The 20,267-nt window shown below is 62.5% G+C and carries 19 protein-coding genes; 8 read left to right on the top strand and 11 right to left on the bottom strand.

Annotation, left to right across the window (positions count from 1 at the left end; genetic code table 11):
* The first annotated feature begins 143 nt into the window (after positions 1–143).
* Together aspT and M2361_RS05790 are read left to right on the top strand one after the other, a co-directional pair.
* Positions 144–1,832 (top strand): aspartate-alanine antiporter, encoded by a 1,689-nt coding sequence (gene aspT, locus M2361_RS05795; RefSeq protein WP_259246855.1) that lies wholly within the window; start codon positions 144–146, stop codon positions 1,830–1,832.
* A 75-nt stretch (positions 1,833–1,907) separates the two neighbouring features.
* Entirely contained in the window at positions 1,908–4,670 is a 2,763-nt protein-coding gene (locus M2361_RS05790; RefSeq protein WP_259246853.1) for a decarboxylase, read from the top strand.
* A 30-nt stretch (positions 4,671–4,700) separates the two neighbouring features.
* Here M2361_RS05790 and M2361_RS05785 read toward each other — a convergent pair whose 3' ends face one another.
* Positions 4,701–6,398 (bottom strand): mechanosensitive ion channel family protein, encoded by a 1,698-nt coding sequence (locus M2361_RS05785; RefSeq protein ID WP_259246845.1) that lies wholly within the window; start codon positions 6,396–6,398, stop codon positions 4,701–4,703.
* A 170-nt stretch (positions 6,399–6,568) separates the two neighbouring features.
* Here M2361_RS05785 and M2361_RS05780 point away from each other — a divergent pair, with 170 nt between their 5' ends.
* Positions 6,569–7,816: a hypothetical protein gene (locus tag M2361_RS05780; RefSeq protein WP_259246843.1), complete on the top strand. Its 1,248-nt coding sequence runs from the start codon at positions 6,569–6,571 to the stop codon at positions 7,814–7,816.
* A 110-nt stretch (positions 7,817–7,926) separates the two neighbouring features.
* Positions 7,927–8,181: an RNA-binding protein gene (locus M2361_RS05775; protein WP_259246841.1), complete on the top strand. Its 255-nt coding sequence runs from the start codon at positions 7,927–7,929 to the stop codon at positions 8,179–8,181.
* A 60-nt stretch (positions 8,182–8,241) separates the two neighbouring features.
* Here the strand turns inward: M2361_RS05775 and M2361_RS05770 are convergent, their stop codons facing one another.
* Positions 8,242–8,493 carry a hypothetical protein gene (locus tag M2361_RS05770; protein WP_111886249.1) on the bottom strand — a complete coding sequence of 84 codons (252 nt, stop codon included), beginning with the start codon at positions 8,491–8,493 and terminating at the stop codon, positions 8,242–8,244.
* A 126-nt stretch (positions 8,494–8,619) separates the two neighbouring features.
* On the opposite strand from M2361_RS05770, the gene M2361_RS05765 reads away from it, so the two are divergent.
* Positions 8,620–9,150, top strand: a complete 531-nt coding sequence (locus M2361_RS05765; RefSeq protein WP_259246836.1) for a GNAT family N-acetyltransferase — start codon at positions 8,620–8,622, stop codon at positions 9,148–9,150.
* 27 nt (positions 9,151–9,177) lie between these two features.
* Here M2361_RS05765 and M2361_RS05760 read toward each other — a convergent pair whose 3' ends face one another.
* Complete coding sequence (locus tag M2361_RS05760) at positions 9,178–10,137, bottom strand: LysR family transcriptional regulator (protein ID WP_259246834.1); 960 nt, start codon at positions 10,135–10,137, stop codon at positions 9,178–9,180.
* A 108-nt stretch (positions 10,138–10,245) separates the two neighbouring features.
* Here M2361_RS05760 and M2361_RS05755 point away from each other — a divergent pair, with 108 nt between their 5' ends.
* Complete coding sequence (locus M2361_RS05755) at positions 10,246–11,229, top strand: tripartite tricarboxylate transporter substrate binding protein (RefSeq protein WP_259246832.1); 984 nt, start codon at positions 10,246–10,248, stop codon at positions 11,227–11,229.
* Between the two features lie 58 nt (positions 11,230–11,287).
* The gene (locus M2361_RS05750; protein ID WP_259246830.1) at positions 11,288–12,514 is read left to right on the top strand and encodes a M20 aminoacylase family protein; all 1,227 of its coding nucleotides are present in this window, start codon (positions 11,288–11,290) and stop codon (positions 12,512–12,514) included.
* A 50-nt stretch (positions 12,515–12,564) separates the two neighbouring features.
* On the opposite strand, the gene M2361_RS05745 is transcribed toward M2361_RS05750, so the two are convergent.
* From M2361_RS05745 to M2361_RS05720, 6 genes are all read right to left on the bottom strand, one after another.
* Positions 12,565–13,527 (bottom strand): zinc-dependent alcohol dehydrogenase family protein, encoded by a 963-nt coding sequence (locus M2361_RS05745; RefSeq protein ID WP_259246828.1) that lies wholly within the window; start codon positions 13,525–13,527, stop codon positions 12,565–12,567.
* 62 nt (positions 13,528–13,589) lie between these two features.
* Complete coding sequence (locus M2361_RS05740; RefSeq protein ID WP_259246827.1) at positions 13,590–13,892, bottom strand: helix-turn-helix transcriptional regulator; 303 nt, start codon at positions 13,890–13,892, stop codon at positions 13,590–13,592.
* 202 nt (positions 13,893–14,094) lie between these two features.
* Positions 14,095–14,778 (bottom strand): type 1 glutamine amidotransferase domain-containing protein, encoded by a 684-nt coding sequence (locus M2361_RS05735; RefSeq protein ID WP_259246825.1) that lies wholly within the window; start codon positions 14,776–14,778, stop codon positions 14,095–14,097.
* 159 nt (positions 14,779–14,937) lie between these two features.
* Positions 14,938–15,543 carry a TetR/AcrR family transcriptional regulator gene (locus tag M2361_RS05730; RefSeq protein WP_259246823.1) on the bottom strand — a complete coding sequence of 202 codons (606 nt, stop codon included), beginning with the start codon at positions 15,541–15,543 and terminating at the stop codon, positions 14,938–14,940.
* A gap of 139 nt (positions 15,544–15,682) precedes the next feature.
* Positions 15,683–17,026, bottom strand: a complete 1,344-nt coding sequence (locus M2361_RS05725) for a sorbosone dehydrogenase family protein (protein ID WP_259246822.1) — start codon at positions 17,024–17,026, stop codon at positions 15,683–15,685.
* A complete protein-coding gene (locus tag M2361_RS05720) occupies positions 17,023–17,451 on the bottom strand; it encodes a DUF2231 domain-containing protein (RefSeq protein ID WP_259246821.1) in 429 nt (142 codons plus the stop codon). The genes M2361_RS05725 and M2361_RS05720 overlap by 4 nt, the downstream gene beginning before the upstream one ends.
* A 252-nt stretch (positions 17,452–17,703) precedes the next feature.
* Here M2361_RS05720 and M2361_RS05715 point away from each other — a divergent pair, with 252 nt between their 5' ends.
* A complete protein-coding gene (locus M2361_RS05715; RefSeq protein ID WP_259246820.1) occupies positions 17,704–18,600 on the top strand; it encodes a LysR family transcriptional regulator in 897 nt (298 codons plus the stop codon).
* A 22-nt stretch (positions 18,601–18,622) separates the two neighbouring features.
* On the opposite strand, the gene M2361_RS05710 is transcribed toward M2361_RS05715, so the two are convergent.
* On the bottom strand, positions 18,623–19,663 hold the full coding sequence (locus tag M2361_RS05710; protein WP_259246819.1) for a kelch repeat-containing protein: 1,041 nt from the start codon (positions 19,661–19,663) through the stop codon (positions 18,623–18,625).
* Positions 19,664–19,792: 129 nt separating this feature from the next.
* Positions 19,793–20,263 (bottom strand): MarR family winged helix-turn-helix transcriptional regulator, encoded by a 471-nt coding sequence (locus M2361_RS05705; protein WP_111886351.1) that lies wholly within the window; start codon positions 20,261–20,263, stop codon positions 19,793–19,795.
* Between the last annotated feature and the right edge of the window lie 4 nt (positions 20,264–20,267).

Here is a 20,267-nt window from a genome sequence, read left to right as displayed (position 1 = left end):
CGAGGATCAACATCGATGCGGAGTCAATGCGAAAAGCCATGACGACGTGATCCATAGTGTGCTCAACACGGCCGTCCTCGACGTGCCACTCACTTCGCATGTTTCTTCGTCACCGATTACGGGTATCCACAAAGGAGAAGGACATGACCTGGTTTGTTGCAACCTTGAAAGCCTATCCAGAGATCGCCATTTTCCTGGCGCTGGGGATCGGCTACTGGATCGGGGGCAAGAGCTTCAAGGGCTTCAGCCTTGGCGCCGTCACCTCCACCCTGCTGGTGGCGATTGTGATCGGCATTCTGGGCGTGAAGATTTCGCCCAACGTGAAGTCCGTCTTTTTCCTGATGTTCCTGTTTGCCGTGGGCTACGGCGTCGGCCCCCAGTTCGTTCGAGGCATTGCCAAGGACGGCCTGCCCCAGGCGATCTTTGCCGTGTTGATGGCGCTGCTATCCCTTGGGGCGGCCGCGATCGCGGCGATCATTGCGGGCTACGACCTGGGTTCGGCCGCGGGGTTGTTGGCCGGCTCGCAGACCATCTCTGCATCAATGGGGTTGGCGACGGACGCGATCAACCGTCTGGGCCGCACTCCCGAAGAAACGCAGGCCTTGCTGGACGCCATGCCCATCGCGTATGCCGTGACCTACATTTTTGGCACGGTGGGCTCGGCGATCATACTGGCGCAGATCGGACCAAAGCTGCTGGGGATCGATCTGGTGGCGGCCTGCAAAGCCTATGAACAGAAGCTTGGCGCAGGCGGCGGCGCGGCTGATGCCACCCAGTGGTACGAATTCGAGGTGCGGGCCTATTCAGTCGCCCCCGAAAGCCCCTTCATCGGCATGACGATTGGCGACATCGAGGCCGGCACGCAAACGGGCTATCGCGCATTCGTGGAAAGAATCCGCCGGGGTGGCGCCGTCATCGAGGTGGATCTGGCCACGGTGATTGAAGCGGGCGATATCGTCGCCATTGGTGGCAAACGCAATCAGTTGATCGAGCGGCTTGGCCCCAGCGGCCGCGAAGTCGAAGATGCCGAGCTTCTGGACATCAAGACCGAGGGTGTGGACATCTACGTCTCAAACAAGAAAGTGGACGGCAAGCCGCTCGAAGAGCTGGCCAAGTGGCCAGGCGCCCGCGGCGTGTTCCTGAAACGCATTCGGCGCGGGCCGACCGAAACGCCCATTCCGGTACTGCCCAAGACGCAGTTGTTCCGGGGTGATGTCATCACGGTCGTCGGGCGCACACAGGACATCAATGCCACCGCCAAGCAACTGGGCTATGTCGACCGGCCGACCACCGTGACGGACGTCGCGTTCATGTCACTGGCGATCACCCTGGGCGCGCTGATCGGCGCCATTGTGATCAACGTCAGCGGCATTCCCATCACGCTTTCCACGGCGGGCGGCGCGCTGATTGCCGGCATTGTGTTCGGCTGGTTCCGGGCGATTCATCCCACCTTCGGGCGCATTCCCGAGCCCACCTTGTGGTTCATGAATTCGGTGGGATTGAACGTGTTCATCGCGGTGGTTGGCATATCCGCCGGCCCAGGCTTCGTGGCCGGGCTTCAAAAGCTGGGCATCAGCCTGTTCCTGTGGGGAATCTTTGCAACGGCCGTGCCGTTGATAGGCGGCATGTTGCTGGCCAAGTACGTGTTCCGCTTTGACCCCGCCTTGATCCTGGGGATTTGCGCGGGCTCGCGCACCACCACCGCCGCGCTGGGCATGGTGTGCGATGCCGCCAAGAGCCAGGTGCCGGGGCTGGGCTACACCGTCACCTACGCGGTCGGAAACACGCTGCTGACGATCTGGGGCATGGTGATCATCATCATTCTTTCTTAGAAAACGACAACCACCCCCGCCGCCTTGTTGCGCCTGCGCGGCAAGCGTGTGGGAAAGCCATCAAAGGGAAACGCCATGACGAGCAACGCGGATGACAGTCACCACCTGGACCACCTGTTCTCAAACTCCGCTGCACGTTTGGACAGGTGGCGCGAAATGAATGCAAAGGCGCAAGCCTGGGCGGGCGATGCACGCGGCGGCAAAGGCCACGCCGGGGCCGCCGCCGTGCAAGAGGCGCTGACCGATTTGCTGCCCATGGAAAGCTACTTTGCTTATCCGGGCACGCATCTGCTGCGCGCCCTGGAGGAACGCCTTGCGGAACACGACGCGATGGGCACGGCGCGCCTGATCCTTCGCATGAGCAACGCCATGCTGTCTGGCAGCTACCGTTACCAGGACAGTGAATGGCAGGCAACGGATGACTCGTCCGACGCGCAGGAGCACCTGCTGCCCGGCTTGGGCGGGCAAGCCGCGCGGCCGCCGTACTTTGAAGTGCTGCTGGTGTCGCCCATGTCGGCCTCGCGCTCGGCGGCCATTTGCCAGGAACTGCGTCACTTGCGCCGTGCCGACGACGGTCTGGTGTATGAGCCGGTGCTGGTGGGCAGTTTTGAAGACGCCATCCTGGCCACGATACTGAACGGAAAAATCGAGGCCGTCGTCATCTATGACGGCATTACCATGGCGTCGGCGCATGACGTGCCGTTGCTGAAGCACTTCCTGGACATCTACCGGCACCTGGACACCACCAAGGCGCCGGCCGGGATAGGCGTCAGGCTGGCCCGCATCATCGCCAACATCAGGCCGGAACTGGATATCTACATGCTGACGGACCGCAAGGTCGAACAGCTTGCGGGCGACCCCGCGGCGTCGTCGATTCGCCGGCTGTTCTACGAGGCCGAGGAACCCATCGAGGTGCATCTGAGCGTTCTGGAAGGCGTGCGCGAGCGCCAGACGACGCCTTACTTCGACAACCTGAAGCACTATGCGCTAAGACCGATCAGCACCTTCCACGCGCTACCCATCGCACGCGGAAAGTCCATCATCAAGTCGAATTGGGTACGGGACTTTGGGGAGTTCTACGGCTTGAACCTGTTCCTGGCCGAGACATCCGCCACGACCGGGGGGCTGGACAGCATGCTAGAGCCCACGGGCAACATCAAGATCGCCCAAGAGAAGTTTGCGCGCGCAGTGGGCGCGGACCATGTCTACTTCGTCACCAATGGAACGTCGACATCGAACAAGATGGTCTATCAGGCGGTGACGAAACCGGGCGACATCGTCATCGTCGACCGCAACTGCCACAAGTCTCACCACTATGGAATGGTGCTGTCCGGGGCGCAGCCCCTGTATGTGGAAGCCTATCCCATGACCGAGTACTCGATGTACGGCGCGGTGCCGCTACGCACCGTCAAACAGGCGTTGCTGAACTTGAAGGCCGAAGGAAGGCTGGACAAGGTGGCCATGGTGACGCTGACCAATTGCACGTTTGACGGCCACATCTACAACACCCGCCAGGTGATGATGGAATGCCTGGCCATCAAGCCAGACCTGATCTTTCTTTGGGACGAAGCGTGGTTCGGCTTTGCGCGGTGGTCGCCGTTCCTGCGCCCGCGCACCGGCATGGGCGCGGCGGCGGCCCTGGAGCAGTGGCGCGATGATCCTGCCGCCCAGCAAGCCTGGGACGAGCAGGCCGAGGAACTGGGAGAAGATCTGGACCCGAAGGACGCCCGCTTGCTGGACCGACAGTTGGTGCCGAATCCCAAGACCATGCGGGTGCGCGTGTACGAGACCGATTCCGTGCATAAATCCATGTCCAGCCTGCGCCAGGGGTCGCTGGTGGCCGTGCGCGATGAAGACTACGAGCACCACATTTCGGCGTTTCACGAGGCCGTGTTCATCCATGCGTCCACATCGCCCAACGCGCAGATCATCGCGTCGCTGGATGTCGCGCGCCGGCAAATGGAGCTTGAAGGATACGAGCTGGTCATGCGCGCCATCGAGGTGGCGCTGGCCATTCGGCGTGAAATCGCCAAGCACCCGATCATCTCGAAGTACTTCAGCGTGCTGGGCGTCAACAAGATGATTCCGGACGAGTTTCGCCCTTCTGGGTTCTCGGATTACCTGGCGCCCGGCATGAACTGGCTGACGGCGGTGCAAGCCCTGAAGAATGATGAATTCTGCCTGGATCCCACGCGCATGACGCTGGTGTGCGGCACGGCGGGATACGACGGCACGACGTTCAAGAATCTGTTGGCGTCCACCTACAACATCCAGTTGAACAAGACCTCGCGCAACAGCGTGCTGTTGCAAAGCAATATCAACAACACACGCAGCGACGTGGCGGCGCTGATCAAGGTGCTGCTTGAAATATCCGGGTCGATCGAAGCCAGGCTGAAGGAAGGCGGTGAAGCCGAACAAACGGCGTTCGCCGCGAAGGTGCGTGGCCTGATGGAAGATGTTCCCAGCTTGCCGAACTTCAGCCGCTTTCACGACGGCTATCGCGACAATTCGGCCAGCATCACGTCCGAGGGAGACATACGCACCGCGTTCTTCGCGGCCTATAACGAAGACGAATGCGAGTACATCCCGCTGTCGGCCGCCGCACTGGACGAACGCCTGTCCAACGGCCCTGAGCTGGTGTCGGCGAACTTCGTCATCCCGTATCCCCCCGGCTTTCCCATCATGGTGCCCGGCCAGATCATCGAGGCCGACACCATCGAGTTCATGCGCAAGCTGGATGTGAAAGAGATCCACGGCTACAACGCCGCACGGGGCATCAAGCTGATCAAGCCGTCTGCCATCAAGGCTCGGCCGTCGGGCGGCAAACAACGGCCCTAGCGCACGCGCCGGGTGCGTGGTATTCGTGGATCAACGCCCGGCGCTGGAGTCGGAAGCGGTGGAAGTCGTGGGAGATGTGGGAGTAGCGGATGTCGCAGGAGTCGTGGGAGTCGCCGGAGCCACGTACCACTGCTCCGGCGCCACCACCTTCGGTTGGTCGGGGTCGCCTTCGTAGGCCGGGGTCATGATCTGCACGCCGTATTCGTTGAACACATCCAGAATGCAGCGGTGCAATTCGGCATAGGTCTTGGCGATTCTTCGCGTGTCGCGGATGTACACGTTCAGTTCATAGGTCACCGCGAAGTCGCCCAGCTTGGTCAGCAGGACAAATGGCCCTGGCTCTGTGAGGGCGCCCGCCGTACGCTTTGCCGCCTCGCATAACATCGCTTCGACCTGCCGCCAGGGGGTTGCATAGCCGATGCCGATAGTGGTGTGAAGAATCAATCCCTGGGTGCTGGCCAGGGAACTGTAGTTGGTGACGTCGGTATTGAGGATCTGGGAATTCGGTATCGTGATTTCCTCGTTCTTGTTGGTCCGAAGATGGGTCACTTGCAGGCGTACGGCAACGACCTCGCCGATCACCTCCCCCACCTTGACCCGGTCGCCTACCTTGAAAACCCGTCGATAGGTCATCAGATAGCCCGCAATGAAATTTGAAATCGCGGTTGATGAACCGAGCGACACCACCAGGCCGATGAAGATGGAAATGCCTTTGAAGGCCGGCGTCTCGGAGCCGGGTATGTAGGGATACGCGACGATGAACGCGAAGGCCACGATCAACACCCGGACCAGCTTGTAGGTGGGTAGCGCCCATTCCGACTCGAACTGGGTAAATGCCACACGCCTCTGCTCGACAGCCTCGAAGAAGTTCTTGACGCGCCGCAAGACAAACCGAGCCAGGTAAAAGATGAGGACAAGAATGACCAGATCCGGAATCACGGCAGCCAGGGATTTACCCAACCTTTCGCCGGCGCCCGCGGCCAGATTGAAGAGGTCATTCGAGATAGAGCGAGTCCAGGGGAACAGCGCCAGCACGTATTGCAGGTAGACATATACCGACACGACGATGGTCACCGCGCCTATCGCCAGCACCAGGCCGTGCATCGCTTTCCAGATGGTATCCAGGCGCAGGATTTCAAACGACTGGATGTCGACCGAACGGACGCGGCTCTTCAGCAGCTTGGACACCGCCTTGTCCAGCCACCGGTTGAGCACAAGCAGAATGGCAATGCCCAGCGCCAGCACTACGGTGGCCCCGGCGCTATACAGCCCTGCCTTCAGCAGCGCATCGGGTTCGCGCGCCCGTCGAAAATCGTCAATGGCGCGTTGAATACGCAACAGGTGCAGTGCCGCAAGACTGTCGCGCGTGGTCTGCTCAAGTTGCGCGTCCGCGTCGGTCACGAGCATCAAGGGGTTCACGCCGGCCGTGATAACCGTGCCGTTTTCACCGACCTCGGCCCGCAGGTCGCCGCTGGGAAACGAGCCCTGGGCCGCCACGCTCTTGATTCTTTCCCTGATGGTCTCGGCGCGCTTCTCAGCCGGAAAAGACGACAGCCCGCGCACCTTGAACAGCACTTGGCCATCGATCTCGACCGGGGCGGTTTCAAGCGTCAACTCAAGGGAAGAGGATGCTTCCGGACGCCGATCCTCCGTCGCCGCGAGAAGCGGGGCCGTCATGATCAAGAACGGCAGCGCGGCAAGGATTAAGACTCGAATAGTTCTAGTCATGGTGTCCCCTCTTGCCGGTATCGCTGTATTCGCCGGCCCGTGGGCGGCGATTTTCTCGGCCGGCACGATAGCCGGCCGAGTGATTCAAGCAATTCGATCTTAGCGCTATCGACGCGCAAATTCAGTTAATAATGCGGGTCCTCGAAACCAAAATAGAGAGACCCTGCGAGATGAGTCAGAACACTCCCAGCGTATGGCACCGACTGCGGCGCCCGCTGTTCGCCCTGCTATTGGCAATGCTGCCTTTCTGGTTATTTCTGGGCACCACCCAGCAAGCCTCGGTGAACGGCATCAAGGTGCAAGATTCCAGCTTCAATATCCTGGGTTTGATCCTGGCCATCGCCGGTCTTGTCATGGCGGTGAAAATGCTGAAGAACGACGGCTCGTATGGCGAGCCGTCGCGCTGGTGGGCGCGCAGCGTGCTGTGCGTTGTGGCGGCGTTGCTGAGCGTGTTCCAGATCGGCCAGTCCGCGGGCCTCTACAACGTCAATGTCGGCCAGTCGATCCAGCAATTGCAAAGCCAGCTCTTCGGTCCGAGCGAACCGCGTCCGCAATCCCTGGCAAGCGAACTCGACCGCGACATGCGCGCGCGCACCGAACAACGCGCGGCGACGATCAGCCAGGTGCTGCTGCGTGATGACATCACCACGTCGCTGGCGCGCATCCACGCCAACAGCACGCTGTACAACCTGTATGCCGAGAAGTGCAACAACCCCGGCAAGCGCTTCGTGCTGGACGAGATCCCGGCGCTGCTGACCGAACAAGACAAGACCTACGTCGCCAACGCCCAGAAGTTGGCCGCGCGCAATGCGTCGGACCGCTTTGACTGCCAAGGCGCCCAGATGCGCGACTTCATGACGAACTGGCTGGCCGGCGACGTGCTGCGCGACCGCGCCAACCTGGCCGTGCAAACCGCCGCCTACCGCGAGCGCTTCGGCGACAAGCCGGCCGGCGCGGGTGACGATGCGCTAACGACCACGGGCCTGGGCGTGTGGCTGGGCGATACGATTGCCCAGGTGCAAACCGCCTTCGGCACCACGCGCATGCCTGAACCGGCCGGCAAGTCCGGCAAGACCAAGCTGGACTTTCCCGAGCGCGGCATTGAACTGATGTTCAGCTTCGACGGCAAGGTGGATGCCATCGGCGTGCGCGCGCCGTTTGCGGGCAGCATCGTGGGTCTGAAGGTGGGCGATAGCCGCCGCACCATCAACCGCCTGCTGGGCGAAAGCTGGATCGATGTGCGTCTGCCCTACGACAACGCGGCCGCCGACTACGACATTCAGTTCCGCAAGAAAACGCCGGGCACCTTGTCGCAATGGATGGACCGCCGCAACGGCAACCCGCAGACGGTGCTGCTGCTGCAAGGCGCCAGTTATGCGAGCCAAATTGATGAGATCAGGCTGATCACGCCACGCTAGCGGTAGCTATTTCGCACGCAAGGTTCGGTATTCGGCGCTACAGTCAGTGGCAGCGTCACAGCGTTTCCTGCGAGATCTTCAGTTTTCTGAACCATTCAGGAGCACACACCATGGCCGCCTTGCTCATCAACCATGTAGAAGAAAGCACGTCCGACGACGAGATCAGGGAATTTCTTACGAAGTACGGCTTTCCTGCATTCGATCATATTGAACGAGTGCCCAGCACCGGTTCCCGCCCTTCCGTGCTGCTTAAATTCAACCGTTGCACCCCGGCGGAACTGCGGGATCTTTTACCGAGGATCCATCAGGTTTTCTGGAAGGGCCACACCATTTCCGCATTGGTGATGCGAGAGCCTATTGAATGAGCTTGCGCCTGACACGAGGCCCCGCCACGGATAACGGTCGATCTGACACCGAGATTCAGGTCAGTTGCTGTTAACCCAATCCTGCGTGTCCTGGATGAACCAGGGCAGGTTCAACTTTTCCCCTTCGCCGGACTGTATGGTCAAGCGTTGGCCTGATGAACCGGGGTTGCTGCTCTTGCCTTGCGCCGACGAAGGCGGCCGGCTTTTATAGTCCATATCGGTAGCCTGGGGCTGACTGCCCGCGCAGGCGGTAATCGATGCGCACGCGGCCGTGGCAAGCGCCAGGCGCAGTGCTAAACGAGTTATCTTCATGAATTCAGTTTCCGCTGATGGCACAGGCCCACGTGCCGGACAAGCCAGGCCTTGATTCCGTTACCTTACTCGCAATGCGGGGCGGCCTGATAGTATTCACCCTGCCCCCGACTCAAGATCAGATCCATGCAGCCCATCATTTTCGAAGGCCTGGTTATCCGTGAATTCCTTGATGACGACGCCGAAGCGTTCGCGAACGCCGCGCGCGAATCCGTCGATACCGTAGGCACGTGGATGCCGTGGTGTACGTCGTCGTTTTCCGAGCAAAATGCGCTGGACTGGTTTGAGCTGTGCCGTAGCGGCCGCAGTTCCCAGGCAGGCTACGAATTCGGCGTGTTCGCGCAAGCGTCAGGCAAGCTGATGGGCGGCGTGGGCCTGAATTCGATCAATCATCAACACCTGTTCTGCAATCTGGGCTACTGGGTACGGCAGTCCGCGCAACGACGCGGGGTGGCGCTGCGCACGGTGCAGGCGATACTGCCCTATGCCTTCAACACCTTGGGAATGCAACGCGTTGAGATCGTGATTGCCGACGGCAACACGGCAAGCGAGGAGCTGGCTCGGAAAATCGGCGCACAATTTGAAGGTAAGGCGCGGAACCGCCTCCAGTTGCATGGGCAGCCGGTAACGGCGGCAATGTTCTCGCTGGTGCCCTAACCCGCAACAGCGGGTTTTTTCCGAGCTTCACGCCCCCGTCTGCGCATCCAGCAGATGCGCCTGAAAGGCCGCCACGCTGCGGTTGCGGGCTTCGACACGGCTGACCAATCCCAGGGGCGGCAGCGATTCGGCAAGGGTGCAGTCCAGCCGCACCAGCGCGCCGGACTCCAGCCCTTCGCGCACGAAACTCAAGGGGCCCATCATCAGGGCCTGGCTGGCGCCCAGGTAATGCACCATGGTTGCAAACGAGCGCGTGCTAAGCGGCTGCTGGGCAGGCAATTCGCCGCATGTGGCAAACAAGGCTTCGAACGCGCGGTAGGTCTGGCTGTCCAGCGGCGGACTGGCCCAGGGAAAGCGCAGCAGCTCGGCGGCTTGCAGGTTGCGGCGCCCTGCCAGCGGGTGGCCGGGGCCTGACGCCACCACGCAGACGTCGGCCAGCAAGGCCTGGAACTGAGAATCCGGCGCCAGTTGCGCGGGCTCGCGCGTGACGAGGAAATCCAGTTCGCCGTCCGCATAGCGCCCCAGCAACACGGGCAGCGCATCTTCAAACAACTCCAACCGCACTTGCGGCTGACTGGCAAAGAACGCCGGCAGCGCGGGATTGATTACGCCGGTGACACCCGCCGTGATCGCGCCCACGCGCACGGTGCCGTCAAAGCCCGCCCCCGCCGCCGCCAGTGCTTCGGCGCAGCCCGTCAGGCTGTTCATGACGTTGCGCAGCAAGGGCAGCAAGTCGCGGCAGGCAAAGGTGGGCCGCATGCCGCGCGCGTGTCGTTCGAACAAGCGGGACTCGAGCACGCGCTCTACCTCAAGCACCATTTTTGTGGCGGCCGACTGGCTCAGGCCGATTTGCGCGGCGGCGTGCTGCACGCTGCCCAGTTCGGCCACCAGCACGATCAATTGCAAATGGCGCAGCCGCGTGCGCGCGAGCAGGCGGTTCAAGAGCGTTGCGGCGGACGAGGCGCTTGCGGGCGTGGCGATGGACATGGGCTTATCTATTCCAAAACAGCATAGCTATGCGTGATATTTCACTATTCAAGTATAGCTATTCAAGGCGCAATAGCAGCCTGACACCAACAACACAAGGGGTTCCACATGCTGCATTTTCTACGTCGTGCGCGCCTGCGCGCGGTGCTGTCCGCCGCGCTGGTATTGGGTACGACGGCCGCGCCGGTCCAGGCGCAAACCTGGCCCGACAGGCCGGTCACCATCGTCATCCCCTTCCCGGCGGGCGGGTCGATCGACGCCGTGATGCGGGCGATTTCCCCGCAACTGAGCGAACGGCTGGGCCAGACGGTCGTCATCGAGAACGTGGGTGGTGCCAGCGGCGCCATCGGCGCGGGCCGCGTGGCACAAGCCAAGGCGGACGGCACGACGCTGCTGGCCGGCAGCATCAACGACGTGGTCTTGCAGCCGCTGCTGAATCGCAACCTGCGCTATGGCACGGATAATTTCGATCCAGTTTCCCTGGTATTCACGTCGCCGCTGATCCTGGTGGCACGCAAGGACTTGCCGCAATCGAATATTGACGAGGTGGTGCAGGCGCTGCGCGCCGCCCCCGAAAGCTTGAGCTACGGCAGCCCGGGGCAAGGCACGTTCCAGCAGGTGGTGGTGGAAGACCTGCAACGGCGCACCGACACGAAGATGCTGCACGTGCCGTACAAGGGCGCATCGCCCTTGATCAACGACCTGCTGGGCGGCCAGATCGACATGGCCGTCATGGCCCCGCCCACCGCGCTGCCGCACTTGCAGCAAGGCCGCATCAAGTCGCTGGGTGTCATCAGCCGCCAACGCCTGGCGGCCTACCCTGACCTGGCAACCATCAACGAAAGCAAGACGGTGCAAGGCATGGAAATGGTGGGCTGGGTTGGCATGCTGGCGCCCAAGGGCGTGCCGCCCGAGCGCCTGCAACGGGTGCGCGACGCGCTAGCGGCCGTGCTGGACAAGCCCGAGGTGCGCGAGCGCGTGCTGTCCATGGGCATGGTGTCGGCAAGCGCCTACGACAAGGCCAGCTTCGACACGCGCATCCGTGACGACGTCGCTGCCCTGCGCGCCTTGAACCTGCCGACGCAGCCTTGAAGCCAGGCCGTTGCAGCGAGCCGGTTGCGGCAAGCCCCTTGAACCCTTAAGGACCCGAATGAACCCGCATCGCGACATTCAAGACATTCTGAAAACCATCAGCGCCAACCCCGCGTTTCGCGACATCCGCCGCGACCTGCACGCGCATCCGGAAATCGGCTTTGAAGAACATCGCACCGCCTCGTTGGTGGCGCGCGAGCTGGCCGCCTGGGGTTGGCAGGTAACGACGGGCATCGGCGGGACCGGCGTGGTCGGCACGCTGACGCGGGGCACTAGCGGCACCGGCCGCAGCATTGGCCTGCGCGCCGACATGGACGCGCTGGCCATGCCCGAAGCCAATGCGTTCGCGCATAAGTCTCAGCACGACAACCGCATGCACGCCTGCGGTCACGACGGCCACACCGCCATCCTGCTGGCCACCGCCTGGTACCTGGCGCATCACGCCGAGTTCGACGGCACCATCCACTGCATCTTCCAGCCCGCCGAGGAAGGCGGCCAGGCGGGCGCGCGTGCCATGATCGAAGACGGCTTGTTCGAACGCTTTCCCTGCGATGCCGTCTTCGCGCTGCATAACTGGCCCGACCTGCCCGTGGGCAGCCTGGGCGTGCGCGCCGGCCCGTTCATGGGGTCAAGCAACCGCTTTCGTATCGACATCGCCGGCAAGGGCGCCCACGCGTCGCAGCCCGAGTTGAGCGTCGACCCGCTGGTCTGCGCGGGCCACATCCTCTTGGCGCTGCAAACCGTCATCTCGCGCAACCGCGCACCCGATGAACCGGCAGTGCTATCCGTCACGCAGATTCACGGCGGCGACGCGGTCAACGTCATCCCGCAGCAGGCATGGCTGGGCGGCACAGTGCGCACGCACCGCGACGACACCTTGGACATGATCGAACGGCGCATCGGTGAAATCACCGACGGCGCCGCCGCCACCTTCGGCTGCACGGCCACGCTGACGTTCGAACGCTGCTACCCGTCGCTGGTGAACGACGAGGAGCAGACCCGCTTTGCGGTGGACGTGATGCGCGAAGTGGCCGGCGCGGACCGCGTGTCGGACAACATGGCCCGGCTGATGGGGTCCGAGGACTTCTCGTTCATGCTGGCTGAAAGGCCGGGCTGTTATGTGCTGCTGGGCAACGGCGCGGGTGCGCACCGAGAGCCCGGGCACGGCCCGGGGCCTTGCCGTTTGCACAACCCGTCGTACGACTTCAATGACGACGCCATCCCCCTGGGCGCGGCGTATTTCGTGCGGCTGGCGCAGCGGTTCCTGGCGCGGGACGAAGGCTGAAGCGAGTCGTCCCGCGTCGGAACTGGCCCTGAGCCGGCAAGCACGCGGGCTTACGGCGCGACGGCAATCGCGATTTTCCCCTGCAGGCCATTGTTGGGCGTCTCAAGCCTGGCATGGGCCTGCGCAATGTCGGCCAGCGGATAGACGGCGCCCACATGCGGCCGCAATTGGCCGCGCTCGATCAATGCGCTCAACTCATCCAGCTTGCCGCGATGTTGCCGGGTGAAGACGAAGTGATAGCTGGCGTTCTTGCCCCAGGCTTGCAGCAGATTCTGGGGCTGCGCAATGTCCACGATCGAGACCACGCGGCCCAGTTGAGCAAGCACGTCGGCGCTGCGCGACAAGGTGTCGCCGCCGATGGTGTCGAATACCACGTCGACGCCACGGCCGCCGGTTTCGCGCATGACGGCGTCGGCATAATCTTCCTTTTCGTAGTCGATGACGACATCGGCGCCCATGCGTCGTGCGAACTCGAAATTGGCTTCGCGCGCGGTCGTGAATACCCTGGCGCCGACGGCTTTTGCAAGCTGGATCGCCACATGGCCAACCCCACCCGCGCCGCCGTGGATCAAGATGCTCTCGCCCACTCTCAACCCCGCGCGCACCACCAGCGCTTCCCACGCCGTTCCGCCAACCAGCGTCAAGCTGGCCGCCTCAAGATGGCTTAGCGACGGCGGCTTCTTGCCGACAATGCTCTCGGCGGCAACGTGGTATTCGGCATAGCTTCCGGGTCCGTCGAAAATTTGCGGCGTGTACCAGACCTCGTCGCCTGGCGCGAATGCCGTCACCCCCGGCCCCACGGCTTCGATCACGCCTGATACGTCGTGCCCGGTAATGGCTGGCAGCGGCACCAGGTCGGGATAGTCGCCTCGCCGAACTTGGTAATCCAAGGGATTGATGGACGTGGCGTGGACGCGCACCAGGACTTGTCCCGTTTGCGGCACGGGCTTGGGCACATCACGCAGCTCGAACGCTTCCGGGCCACCAAAGGACTTAAGTACGACAGCTTTCATTGCATCACCTCTTATCGGTAAAGTGGGATATCGGGATATTTCGATATCATGGGGTAAAAAAATTACAGGTCTTTCCCGATGATCTCGGCAAGAGCCCTGATGTTTGCTTCATTGCGCTTGTAATACGTCCACGGACCAATGCGCGTGGCCTCGACCAAGCCCGCGCGTTGCAGCGTGGCAAGGTAGTCAGACACCGTTGACTGCGACAGCCCGACGCCCTCTTGAATGCTGCTGACGCAGACGCCGACCGTATGAACATCGCCTTCATCCTGCGGAGGAAAGCTGTTCGCCGGGTCCTTCAACCCTTTCAGGATTTCCAGGCGCGTACGGTTCGAGAGGGCTTTGAATATGTCGAGTAATTCCATGGCGTCATCATATCTGGATTTCCCGATATGTCAATACGATGCTTGTCGAGTTGTGGGGGTTGTCGCCCGAAGCGATGACGTCGAAATCGGCGTGCGGCAGTTTCTGGTGCAGGATCCCGACGGCTATCTGTTGCGTTTTTCAGAGTGGATTGGGGACCGCCCCTTGTGACAGGGGCAGTCGGGCAACCGAGTAGCAGCTGGCTCAGACCGAAGCAAGCCGCTTCATCAACACCGCGGCGGCTTCCAAGGACGACGCCGGGTTCTGGCCGGTGATCAGCAGGCCGTCGGTGACGACATAGGAGCCCCAGTCCGGGCCCTTCGAGTACACCCCGCCCTTCGCCTTCAGTTCGTCTTCCACCAGGAACGGCACCACCTCGGTGAGGCCGACGCCGTCTTCTTCGGTGTTTGTGAAGCCGGTGACCTGCTTGCCGGCGACCAGCGGCTGGCCGTCGGCGGCCTTCACGTGGCGCAGCACGCCCGGCGCGTGGCAGACCAGCGCGACCGGCTTGCCGGCTTCGATGAATGATTCGATCAAGGAAATGGAGTTGCCGTCTTCGGCAAGATCCCACAAGGGGCCATGGCCGCCGGGGTAAAACACGGTGTCGAAGTCGGCTTGTGACACGCTGTCCAGGCGCACGGTGTTGGCCAGTTGTTCGTTGGCGGCAGCGTCGGCTTCGAAGCGGTGTGTGAATTCAGTTTGAAAAGACGGTTCGTTGCTTTTCGGGTCCAGCGGCGGTTGCCCGCCTTGGGGCGAGGCCAGCACGATGTCGGCGCCGGCGTCCTTAAACGTGTAGTACGGCGCGGCCAGCTCTTCGAGCCAGAAGCCAGTTTTGCGGCCGGTATTGCCAAGCTGATCGTGCGAGGTCAGAACGATGAGGACTTTCATGGTGATGCTCCTGTCGATGAATGAATTGAAACTATTAGACCGGTCGTCTAGTTCCTGATGGATAAAAAAGCACTTCTGGCTGAAGTGCTACTCAAACTTTCTACTCGAACTTGCTAAACAAACGTGCCACAAAACCGTGCTTCGTAAACAATCTTCGCCTTAGCGAGAGAGGTGCAACACCTGCGTTGTCGTGCCCAACGCGTTTTCAAAGGGCTGCGTGTTGCGCACGATCTTGACCATCACGCTCGCCCCTAACCAAAGCTGGTACAGGCTTTGCGCAACGGCTGTCGAATCGCCCTCTACCGATAACGACCCCTCTTCCACCCCGGCCGCAATCGCCCTGGCCAGACGTTCGATGATTGCCGATGTGCCGCGATTCAGGGCGGCCCGCATCGTGTCGGACAGGTCAGCGACCTCGGCGCCCAGCTTCACCGCCAGGCACTTGCCCTGGCAGTCTTCGAAGGACTGATTGTCTTTCCAGGCCAGGAAGTAGTTGCCGAGTTGCTGCGCTTTGGTCTGGCCCGCCTGGCCGAAAACGCGGTCCATGTCGGCCAGGTAATCCTGGAAGTAGTTTTCCAGCAAGGCCTCGCCGAACGCTTCCTTCGATCCGAAGTAGTGATAGAACGAGCCCTTCGGCACGCCTGCGGACGTCAGCACTTCGTTCAGGCCCACCGCCGAAAACCCCCTGCCGCCCATGATGCGCTGGCCCGTGGCCAGGATCTTTTCGCGGACGTCAGTAGCTTGGGGGGAGGCGGCGGAGTTCATGAGGTGGGACTTTACCTACAATTAGACCGGTCGTCTACAAATATTTAGGCAGTGACCACTTATCTGCTCATCGGCAAGCACGGGCCAAAGACGCGCTGAAGCGGGATCGCGTCTCATGGCCCCTGCCCTGGCCCTCCAACTACTGCGCCGCCGCAACCGGCTTCTGCGATTGCGCCGCCTGCGTCGGCGTGACGCGCCAGATCGTGTTCGACAGATCATCCGCAACAATCAGCGCGCCCTTGGGATCCACCGTCACACCGACCGGACGGCCGCGTGTCGTGCCGTCTTTATCGCGGAACCCAGCCACAAAATCCACCGGCGCGCCAAAGGGCTTTCCGTCGCGAAACGGCACGAAGACCACCTTGTAGCCAACGGGATCCTTGCGGTTCCAGCTTCCGTGTTCGCCGACGAAAGCCCCGTCGGCAAACTGCGCGCCCATCGCCTCGTTCGAAAAGTCGACACCCAGCGCCGCCACGTGCGAGCCCAGGCTGTAGTCGGGCTTGATTGCCGTGGCGACCTTTGCCGGGTCTTGGGGTCGCACGCGCTCATCCACGTTTTTCCCCCAGTAGCTGTACGGCCAGCCATAGAAGGCGCCTTCCTGCACGGAAGTCAGATAGTCGGGAACCAGGTTCGGGCCGATCTCATCGCGTTCATTCACGACCGCCCACAATTGGTCGGTGCCGGGCTGGATGGTCAGCGCGGTGGGATTGCGCAGCCCGGTGGCGTAAGACTTGTGTTCGCCCGTGCGGGCATTGATCCGCCAAACGCGGGCGCGGTCGACTTCCGCCGTCATGCCGCGTTCGGTGATGTTGCTATTGGAGCCGATGCCCACGTACAGGTACTGGCCATCGGCGCTGGCGGTCATGGCCTTTGTCCAGTGGTGGTTGATGTCCGATGGCAACGGCGTCACGGTTTCGGGTGGGCCGCTGGCCTTGCTTTGCCCTGGCTGGTAGTCGAATCGCACCACCGCGTCCTGGTTGGCGACGTAGAGGTTGTTGTCCACCAAGGCCAGGCCATAGGGCGCGTTCAGGTTCTCGGCGAACGTCAACACGTCATAGTTGCCGTCGCCGTCGCTGTCGCGCAGCAAGGTCAGGCGGTCGCCGCCCTTTACCGAACTGGTGCCCCGGGCCTTGATGATGCCGGCGATCACGTCTTTGGGTTTCAGATTCGGGGCGTTGCCACCCTTGCCCTCGGCCACCAGGATGTCGCCGTTGGGCAAGATCAGCGTCTGCCGTGGGATTTTCAGATCGGTGGCGATGGCGGTGATCGTATAGCCGTCGGGCACGGTGGGGGTCTTGTCGCCCCATGGCGCGGGTTTGGCAATGACCATATCGGGCAGCAGCCCCCGTTGGGGCTTGGGTAACGTGGGATCGGGCCCCACCTGCGACGGGCCGGCCTGCCCGACGCACACGCCCATCATGGCGGCCAAGGGGATAGCGGCAAGCCAGCTAGCGGGGTTGTATTGCATGCGGTGGTTTTTCATACGGCTCCCCTGATGTGCGGCGTGCGAAAGCCCAGCACTACCGCCACGAAGGCCAGCACCACCACGACGATCGACAAAATGAGGCCGGTTGGCATGCTTGCCCAGGCGTCGCGGGCATGTATCAGCGCATTGAAAACGGCCACGACCCAGGTCGCCAGCAAGACCACGGCATACGGAATGATTCCGCGCGCGCGCTGGCTCGGCCGGAACACATCAACGACGGCCAAGAGCAGCGCGAAGGCGCCGAACACCAAACCGCCCACCAGGAACCACGACGCAAAATTATTCCACTGGATGTCAAAAGTCTGCGCATACGCCGCATCGGCAAGGGCTGCGCCAAGAAACCAGGGAAGCATCCCCGCAAGGAATACTGCATGGACCGGATGCACGGTCAGGGCATACCGATGTTGAATGATCGTGTTCACTTTGGATCGCCTCCTTGATGGTGGACTCGAACGCAGGGACGCGGCACGCGCAGCAAATAGCGTTCCCGCGCCGCGCTATCTCGGCCAGGAGAATCGGCGAAGGGATAGGCTAAGGGCTTGGCCAAGGGCTTGGCTAACCAAGCGGTTCACTCCTGAAATGCCGTAAATTCACGGACTGCGGGCGGGCGACATCGGCCATCTTCCCGCCCGCCTCACCCCTGCATACCCAACCACTCAAGCGGAAAATTCACCATGTCATCGCTGCGCCTGGACAGTCTGGAGATCTTTGCGGATGTGGTGCGGCACGGCGGTTTTCGGGCGGCGGCGCTCAGGCGGGGCGTTTCGTCGTCGGCGATCAGCCAGTCCATTACGGCGCTTGAAGCCACGCTAGGCATTCGGCTGTTGAACCGCACCACCCGCAGCGTGGCGCCCACCGAAGCGGGCGAGCGCCTGCTTGAGCGGCTGACGCCCGCCCTGCTCGACATCCGGGCCGCCGTCGACGAGCTGAATCAGTTTCGCGAGAACCCCACCGGCACCTTGCGCATCAACGCGCCGGGGCCTGCCGTGGACCACGTACTGTGTCCGTTGGCGTTTCGCTTCATGGAGACGTACCCGGACGTGAAGGTCGAGATCATCAGTGATGCAGCCATTGTCGATATCGTGGAGCAAGGTTTCGATGCGGGCGTGCGCTTTGGCACGCAGTTGGCGCAGGACATGGTCGCCATGCCCTTGGGCGCGCCGCTGCGCTACGCGATCGTGGCATCGCCGGCCTATCTTCAGAAGTATCCGCGCCCCGCCCTGCCCGCCGACCTGGCGGCGCACGACTGCATCCGGCGCCGCTTTCCAGGCGGCACGACCGTCACCTGGAAGTTCGCCAAAGACGGCAAGGCCGAAGAGTTTGCGCCCCAAGGACGCTTGACGCTGAGTTCCGCGCAGCAGGAGCTTCAGGCCGCGCTGGCGGGCGCGGGCATCGCGCATCTGTTCGAGGATTACGTGCGCGAATCTATCGAACAAGGCAGCCTGGTCGAACTGCTTGTCGACTGGAAGCAGACGCTGCCAAGCTGGTGCCTGTACTACCCCAGCCGCCGCCACCCTAGCGCGGCGATGCGCGCATTTCTGGCGTACGTCCGCGATTACGACTGGTCTTGATGCCGGCGGTGCGCAGCCAGGCCTACGCGTCGCCTAGCACCAGCACTTCATGCACGGCGCTGGCATGGTCGCCGCCGACGCGCGTGCCGCCCCCGATCACATGGATGCGATTGCCCAAGGTGGCCGCACCCAGGCCGTGCCGGGGCGTGGGCAACGGCGGCAGCGCGCGCCACCGATCGCTGGCCGGATCGTAGACCCAGGCGTTGTCGAACACCTTCTGCTCAGGCACCCATTGTTCCCCGCCGAACACGTACAGGCGACCGTCATAGGTGGCGGCAGCCAGGCCGCCTTGGGCCTGGGGCATGGGCGCGCGGACGGTCCAGCGATTGGTCTTCGGATCGTAAACCTCTAGTTGCGGCACATTGACCTGGCGCAGCGATCCGTCGGCCTGCTTGATGGCCTGCCTTCCGCCCACAACAAAGAGACGCCCATCGATGACCGCCGCCGCCGCGCTGTTGCGCGCGGTGGGTGCATTGGCAATGGCCGACCACCGCCCGGTGACCGGGTCGAACATCATGGCTTGCGCGGTATCCACGTGGTCATTGAAATGGCGCGCGTCTTCGTGGGCACGGATGCGCCCGCCCACCAGATAAAGCCGGTCTGCGATGGCCGCGAAGACCCCTTCGGCCGAGGGATAGGGAATCGCAACGCCGTCACGCCAGCGATTCCCGCGCGGGTCGTAGACGTAGGTCGAGGCCTGGGCGCGCCAGTTCGGAAACCCGCCGCTGAAGCCGCCCGCGCCGTAGATCAGGCCGCCGGCAGCCGCAAGTGCGATGTGGTGGCGCGCTTCGGGCAAGGTCGCAAGCCGCGTCCATCGGTCGGTAGCCGGGTCATAGGATTCGAAGTGCGCGGAATACCCGGTGTTGGGCGTCAGCAGTCCGCCGGCCACATAGATGCGGCCGTCGAGCACCTCGGGATAGAGTTCCTGGCGCGCCAGCGACGGCGCGGCCGCCGTGGTCCAGTGGGGCGCGGCGGACTGCGCGTAGGCGGCGCGAAAAAAAGGGGTTGCGGCCAGTGTGGTGGCCAGGGCGGCGCCCTGGCGCAGGATGTCGCGTCGTTGCATGGTCGAACCTTGTGGGTGAAAGGTAGGACCATGGTAGGTAGCCCGCGCTTAGCGCACTAGATGCACGATGCTTAGCAAGGTGTTCAGCCTGGATTAACAATCCTGCGAACCCAAGCATCTTTCGACCCCCTACGCAGGCGGAGTCCAGCCGTCCAGATGCGTGTAGATCGCGTCACGCAGCTGCCGAATCTGCGTATTCAGCTCAGCAAGTTCGGCGGGCGACTGGCCAGACGCGGCCAGCAAGGATTCGCCCAGGCAGCCTGACGTATTTTGAAGCTGACGGCCGCGCTCGGTCAGTGCCACCACCACTTGGCGTTCATTGTCCGGGTTGCGCACGCGGCCCAGAAAGCCTGCCACTTCCAACCGCTTCAGAAGCGGCGTCAGCGTGCTGGGTTCCAGGGCCAATTTTTCCGCGATGCCGCTGACGGTCTGGCTGTCTTCCCGCCAAAGCACGTTCAGCACCAGGTACTGCGGATAGGTCAGCCCCATCTTGTCCAGCAAGGGCTTGTAGATGCGCTGGATAGCGATGCCGGCCGAATACACGGCATAGCAAAGCTGGCCGTCCAGCGGCGGCGGGGACGTGTCTTTTTTAGCGCTCATGGCA

The organism is Achromobacter sp. JUb104 (genome assembly GCF_024806975.1).
GTDB lineage: Bacteria > Pseudomonadota > Gammaproteobacteria > Burkholderiales > Burkholderiaceae_B > Achromobacter > Achromobacter spanius.
Note: the sequence above shows the minus strand (reverse complement) of the source record. Positions and strands in the feature narration are given on the sequence as shown.

Coding starts and splice junctions, on each gene's coding strand:
- aspT (WP_259246855.1), top strand. CDS start 144: ATGACCTGGTTTGTTGCAACCTTGAAAGCCTATCCAGAGATCGCCATT.
- M2361_RS05790 (WP_259246853.1), top strand. CDS start 1,908: ATGACGAGCAACGCGGATGACAGTCACCACCTGGACCACCTGTTCTCA.
- M2361_RS05785 (WP_259246845.1), bottom strand. CDS start 6,398: ATGACTAGAACTATTCGAGTCTTAATCCTTGCCGCGCTGCCGTTCTTG.
- M2361_RS05780 (WP_259246843.1), top strand. CDS start 6,569: ATGAGTCAGAACACTCCCAGCGTATGGCACCGACTGCGGCGCCCGCTG.
- M2361_RS05775 (WP_259246841.1), top strand. CDS start 7,927: ATGGCCGCCTTGCTCATCAACCATGTAGAAGAAAGCACGTCCGACGAC.
- M2361_RS05770 (WP_111886249.1), bottom strand. CDS start 8,493: ATGAAGATAACTCGTTTAGCACTGCGCCTGGCGCTTGCCACGGCCGCG.
- M2361_RS05765 (WP_259246836.1), top strand. CDS start 8,620: ATGCAGCCCATCATTTTCGAAGGCCTGGTTATCCGTGAATTCCTTGAT.
- M2361_RS05760 (WP_259246834.1), bottom strand. CDS start 10,137: ATGTCCATCGCCACGCCCGCAAGCGCCTCGTCCGCCGCAACGCTCTTG.
- M2361_RS05755 (WP_259246832.1), top strand. CDS start 10,246: ATGCTGCATTTTCTACGTCGTGCGCGCCTGCGCGCGGTGCTGTCCGCC.
- M2361_RS05750 (WP_259246830.1), top strand. CDS start 11,288: ATGAACCCGCATCGCGACATTCAAGACATTCTGAAAACCATCAGCGCC.
- M2361_RS05745 (WP_259246828.1), bottom strand. CDS start 13,527: ATGAAAGCTGTCGTACTTAAGTCCTTTGGTGGCCCGGAAGCGTTCGAG.
- M2361_RS05740 (WP_259246827.1), bottom strand. CDS start 13,892: ATGGAATTACTCGACATATTCAAAGCCCTCTCGAACCGTACGCGCCTG.
- M2361_RS05735 (WP_259246825.1), bottom strand. CDS start 14,778: ATGAAAGTCCTCATCGTTCTGACCTCGCACGATCAGCTTGGCAATACC.
- M2361_RS05730 (WP_259246823.1), bottom strand. CDS start 15,543: ATGAACTCCGCCGCCTCCCCCCAAGCTACTGACGTCCGCGAAAAGATC.
- M2361_RS05725 (WP_259246822.1), bottom strand. CDS start 17,026: ATGAAAAACCACCGCATGCAATACAACCCCGCTAGCTGGCTTGCCGCT.
- M2361_RS05715 (WP_259246820.1), top strand. CDS start 17,704: ATGTCATCGCTGCGCCTGGACAGTCTGGAGATCTTTGCGGATGTGGTG.
- M2361_RS05710 (WP_259246819.1), bottom strand. CDS start 19,663: ATGCAACGACGCGACATCCTGCGCCAGGGCGCCGCCCTGGCCACCACA.
- M2361_RS05705 (WP_111886351.1), bottom strand. CDS start 20,263: ATGAGCGCTAAAAAAGACACGTCCCCGCCGCCGCTGGACGGCCAGCTT.